At 37.3% G+C, this 5,011-nt stretch carries 5 protein-coding genes and 1 pseudogene; 3 read left to right on the plus strand and 3 right to left on the minus strand.

The window, feature by feature from the left end; translation table 11 throughout:
* Both ACFWE9_RS25860 and ACFWE9_RS25865 read right to left on the minus strand, forming a co-directional pair.
* The coding region (locus ACFWE9_RS25860) for an IS110 family transposase (protein ID WP_377359516.1) at nt 1–506 on the minus strand (506 nt) is incomplete at its 3' end.
* Between the two features lie 260 nt (nt 507–766).
* A pseudogene (locus tag ACFWE9_RS25865) lies at nt 767–922 on the minus strand (transposase); the annotation flags it as partial.
* A 202-nt stretch (nt 923–1,124) separates the two neighbouring features.
* Here ACFWE9_RS25865 and ACFWE9_RS25870 point away from each other — a divergent pair.
* From ACFWE9_RS25870 to ACFWE9_RS25880, 3 genes are all read left to right on the plus strand, one after another.
* A complete protein-coding gene (locus ACFWE9_RS25870; protein ID WP_253074201.1) occupies nt 1,125–1,364 on the plus strand; it encodes a PIN domain-containing protein in 240 nt (79 codons plus the stop codon).
* Between the two features lie 25 nt (nt 1,365–1,389).
* Complete coding sequence (locus ACFWE9_RS25875) at nt 1,390–1,635, plus strand: PIN domain-containing protein (protein ID WP_377359519.1); 246 nt, start codon at nt 1,390–1,392, stop codon at nt 1,633–1,635.
* A 73-nt stretch (nt 1,636–1,708) separates the two neighbouring features.
* A complete protein-coding gene (locus tag ACFWE9_RS25880) occupies nt 1,709–3,097 on the plus strand; it encodes a M28 family peptidase (protein WP_290370657.1) in 1,389 nt (462 codons plus the stop codon).
* Nucleotides 3,098–4,288: 1,191 nt separating this feature from the next.
* On the opposite strand, the gene ACFWE9_RS25885 is transcribed toward ACFWE9_RS25880, so the two are convergent.
* The gene (locus ACFWE9_RS25885) at nt 4,289–4,738 is read right to left on the minus strand and encodes a DUF1569 domain-containing protein (RefSeq protein ID WP_230162810.1); all 450 of its coding nucleotides are present in this window, start codon (nt 4,736–4,738) and stop codon (nt 4,289–4,291) included.
* Between the last annotated feature and the right edge of the window lie 273 nt (nt 4,739–5,011).

The following is a 5,011-nucleotide window of genomic DNA, read 5'->3' on the forward strand; positions in this document are numbered from 1 at the left end:
AAAACCTTCCGGTATTCAGGAAACACTTGATCTAAAATGGTGTGAAACTGAAGTTTAGCTTCCACATACATATTCGTTACGATTTCCTGTTGTCTGGACAAATTCCGAAGGTCTAATAGCTGAATTCCTCTAATTTTATGAGGGTCTAAATCCTCTTTGTAATACAGCACACACAACTGGTACGCATCGATAGCGTCTGTTTTTACCTTCCGTAAACTGGACTTCTTTGCCTGATAAGAAATAATCGGATTTAGTAAGATATATAGAATCCCTTGTTCCTCCAGGTATTGAATAACGGGAGAATGGTAATGCCCTGTAGATTCTAAAATGATCATAGGCATCTGCCCTGTCACCTCTTCAATTTCTTTTAGAAATTCTAAAAAATGCTCTAACTCCTCTTTGATATGCTTCATTGAAAAGCTCTTCCCATAGGGTTTAGATTGATCTAAGAATGCCTGAACTTGACTCTCTCCTTTTGCCACATCCAGACCAACAACTGGAATCATTATCTTTACCTCCTCTACTTATTAACCAGTACCCCTAGTCCTCCATGTAGTGTCATAGCTTCGCTTGTTATACGAGATCTGCGTCCCAACCAGCCTCAAACATGCTTCTACAAGTAGGGGCGGACAATTTAGTTCACGGGATCAAGCCCCACGCACCCGTACGTCCTACCCTGGCTACTGATATAATAGATTCTATTAAAAAAAGGTCAACCAGTAAAAACTGGCTAACCTTATAATACGAACGCACCCGTTAGTTGACCAATAGGGGTAAATTCTTTAACCCATTTATAAATGATAACTTCTGATACGCCATATTCGCCGCTTAATTCTTGGACCGAATTACCCGAGTGATAAAGATCTACAATAGTCTTCTTGAATTTATTATTATATTTTTCACCTGTATTTTTACGTTCCAAGACGGACACATCCTCTCAAAAATCATTGTAAGGACTTAACTAAAATGTGTCCATGAAACCATACTAACTCCAATCATCCAGTGTTTCTTTTAGACATAATATGTGAAAGGCGCATTTTTTATTTATGCGCCTACTCTATTATAATTGTTAGTTTTATGTGAATCTAACTATATCTATTTTCTGAACTAAAAGGTGGTTTGATTTGACAAATGTTTTTATAGATACACAAGTTTTTGTGCAAAAGAATTTTAATTTTAAAAATGATATATTTCAGAGGCTTATAAATGCTTCTGAAGATGGACTAATCTCTATTTATTTAACGGACATAATTATAGATGAAGTAGAATCCAAGATTTATGAACAAGTATATGAAAAGATAAAAAATAGTCATACTAAATTTACAAAAGAGGCAAAAATATTAAACAATTCAAACAATTCTTAGTGGACGCAAGTGTGGATGTCTTTCTATATTTGATGTTTCTCCTGCCTTTATTTTTAAAATGTATTTTAAAGATATTCCACCTTTTAGCAAAAAAAAGAGGGATGAATTTCCGGATGCTTTTTCATTGGTAGCTCTTGAAAATTGGTTTAAGAGACAAGATGAAAAAGTACGCATAGTAAGTGATGATGGGGATCTAAAAAATTACTGTGAAGAGAGCCATACTTTAATATATGAGAGCGGGTGTCAGACACCGATTGATAGTTGGAATTAAAAGACTAATGACTCATTTACAAACTATTCAGTTAAATACATAATTAGGAAGATTATGAAGAAGGAGGGATTATATGTATAGAAAATCACTAACAGTACTATTAGCTGCGGGTATGGTTCTATCAACTGGTACAGTATTTGCACAAACAAACGGGGCAACAAATGCCCAGTCTGACACAGCTTTTGATAACAAAGTTATCAAAAAAATTAGTGCGGACAATATGTATAATACGATTGCCTATCTATCAGAGCAACCGAGGGCTGCTGGTACAGAAGGGGAGCTCCGTGCAGTCAAATACATAGAAAGTCAGTTTAAGAGTCTTGGTTTTGAAACAAAGGTTCAGCCTTTTCCCATCTATGATACGGTGCAAAATGTAAAAGTGAAAATTGGTGACAGTGATTTAGGAGGAACACCGCGTGCCATTAGCGGCAGTATCAGCGGGAAGGTAACGGCCGAACTTGTTAATGTTGGAAAAGCAAAGCCAGAGGAAGTTGGAGAAAATGTATCCGGGAAAATAGCACTAGTTGAACGTGGGGACATTACCTTTGTTGAAAAGGTTCAGAATGTCCTAAATAAAGGAGCGGTTGGCGTTTTAATGTACAACAACTCACCATCAGGAAATAATTTCGGACAAGTATCAGCGGGGCAAAATATACCTGCTATAGCCATTACCCAAGCCCAAGGGTTAGAGTTGGTCGAACAGCTTAAAACTAAACAAATCACGTCCACTCTGGAAGTGGGAAAAGCTGAAAGAATCGAAAAGACATCCTACAATGTCATCGCTTCCCTAAAACCAAAAGCCAATAAGGATAATGGTCAAATCGTGACTGTTGGAGCCCATCATGATTCCGTCCCGGGCGGCCCTGGTGCAAACGATGATGCTTCGGGTGTATCAGCTGTGCTGGAACTGGCAAGGATCCTGGCCAAAACGCCAATTGACACTGAAATTCGCTTCCTCACATTCGGATCTGAGGAAAGAGGGCTCGTTGGATCATCCTTCTATGCAGATTCGCTTCCCAAAGAGGATGTAGACCGCATGGTGGCTCACTTCCAAATGGATATGATAGGCGGACGTGATGCTGGCGAGGATAATCCTGCAGGTGGTTTGATTATGTATACCATTGATGGAATGAAAAACCTTGTGACGGACCTGGGTTCCTCAGCAGGGGCCAGAACGATGGATGTTGCGATTCCTTATGGACAGCTGGGCAGGAGTGACCACCAACCATTCCATGAGCTTGGCATTCCATCCGCCTTGTTTATCCATTCCCCTGTAGAGCCTTGGTATCACCAGCCTACAGATACACTGGATAAGATATCGAAAGAAAAATTGCAGCAAGCAGCTGAAATTGTCGGTGCCAGTGTGTATCAAATTGCCCGTCCGGAAACTCCGGCATTAACAAATGCACGTGTAGCTCCTGGCACGGTAGACTATGATTTTGATGACCGTCCGGTAGATTAAATACTTCATTGTACAGAAGTACGAGATTAATAATGGATCTTGGAGAAAATCAGGAGGGCAGCTGTGTAGTTTACAGGTGCTCTCTTCTTTTTATCGGCCAGCGCCTCGTGCTTAATTTTTTCACTATTTCTAAGCTCTAAGTCTAGTGAAAATCCTATATGAAATATGTAATAAAACATACATGCTTATCCAACTCCAATACCATTCCCACTGTAAATACTCAATATTATCAGTGTACCTCTCCAATACTACTTCACAGAAATAATTTCAACAATCAATAGATAGAAATCCAAAAACAGCTCAAACTTTAAAGGATGAGCTGTTTTTTGAAATTTTAGGTTACAAACTAAATTCATAACGCTTTCTAAGTCGCAAGTAATATAGCCATGTTCTAACTGTGATGAACAAAAGATAAAAATGAGAAATACAAACATAACCGTGTTCAGTAAACTCAAATTCGATGTATTGTTATTAATCAGCTGTCCAACAGCTGAAGAAAGTGAACGTCAAGTAGCCCCCAAATACTACATGGGTGGTGTATTTCGGGACTATGTTTTGTTTGCTTCACTTTTTATCGGTACTCTGCATGCCGAGGGTAAACTAGATGACCACGGCAAGACTTTATCTATTTCTTTGATAACTGCGGAAAATTACTATAAAAATCTTGCATTCAATTTACCTAAATTGATGTAAGTTCCTGAACAGTATGCTTTATCTGAATCTTATTAAAATGCTCACCGATGAACACTGCTACTGGTTCTAGAGGCATTGGTTCTACGGATTGCTGTGGTTTGATTTTAATAATTTCCAATTCACTGTAGGCAAATTGAAACAAATATAGATTCTTGTCATTTGTGAATTAAGTAATTCCTTTCGAGTGTGATACACCTCATTAGGTATTTTTCTAAACAGTTTCTCGAATTTCTGATGATCGACCACTCCCAGCAGGAATCTTAATTGGTTTCTTTTGAGCCCAAGACTCGTCGCCTCATGGAAGAACAAATTCGTTGTGCCGATTTAGCCCGTTTAAGGCAAAACAAAAGATTATAAAAAGACATACTGTTGGTTGCTTCAAATAGTAATTGAGAATAAATCAAAGCATTGTTCATCTTATGAAAGAGAATAGTAATTAGGCTTAGAGATACTTTCTTCAACTAACGATTCACATCGCTTCATTTTTTTTTTCAATGTTTAAACTTCAAACTGTTTAAAATGATGGTCAAGGTGCTTGTATATTCCTTTACCCCATTGCTCAGAAGTAAGTTTTCCAAAGAAAGGATGCGGATGAGTTGTGCACTTCTCTGGTCCGTTATTTTGGAATGTGATAATTTTTTGTTTAAGCTTTTCTTTTTCTGTGTCAAATTCTCTATCATCTGCAATCAAAATGGTTGGAATAGTAGACATATTATGGGGCAGTGTCTTGTCATTATAAATGATTTGTTTTGCAAACCTCCCTACTATTATTCCTAACCAACTCCTTGGTGGAAAAGAATTTCCCATTGCAATGTCTTGGAAAGATGAACAATGCGCTAGCATTTGGGCAACATCCATTTTTCCCCATTGTGGTTGTGAATTTGGACTCAATTTGTCAATACGCTTTAAAACTTCTGCTGTATGCATATGATTAAAAATATTTTTCATTAGTGCATATCCCCTTTAATTATAATGAGTCCACCTTCTTAACTTATTTGGCCCGATATTTGAACACAAGTTAAACAACACTGTTCAACTAACCTTCCTCGATAGTTCATTAAGAATATCTTTTAAAAGTAGTCGGGAATATCAAAAGGTATAAAGTCAATATCATTTTCTTTAGAATAATACATACAAATACTATCCTTATATTTTTGCTTAGAAGAAGGTATTTCAATAAAATTAAATCTTCTATAAAAGTCTGACCCAATATCGCTATAT

Source organism: Peribacillus sp. NPDC060253 (genome assembly GCF_042727425.1).
Taxonomy (GTDB): Bacteria; Bacillota; Bacilli; order Bacillales; family DSM-1321; genus Peribacillus.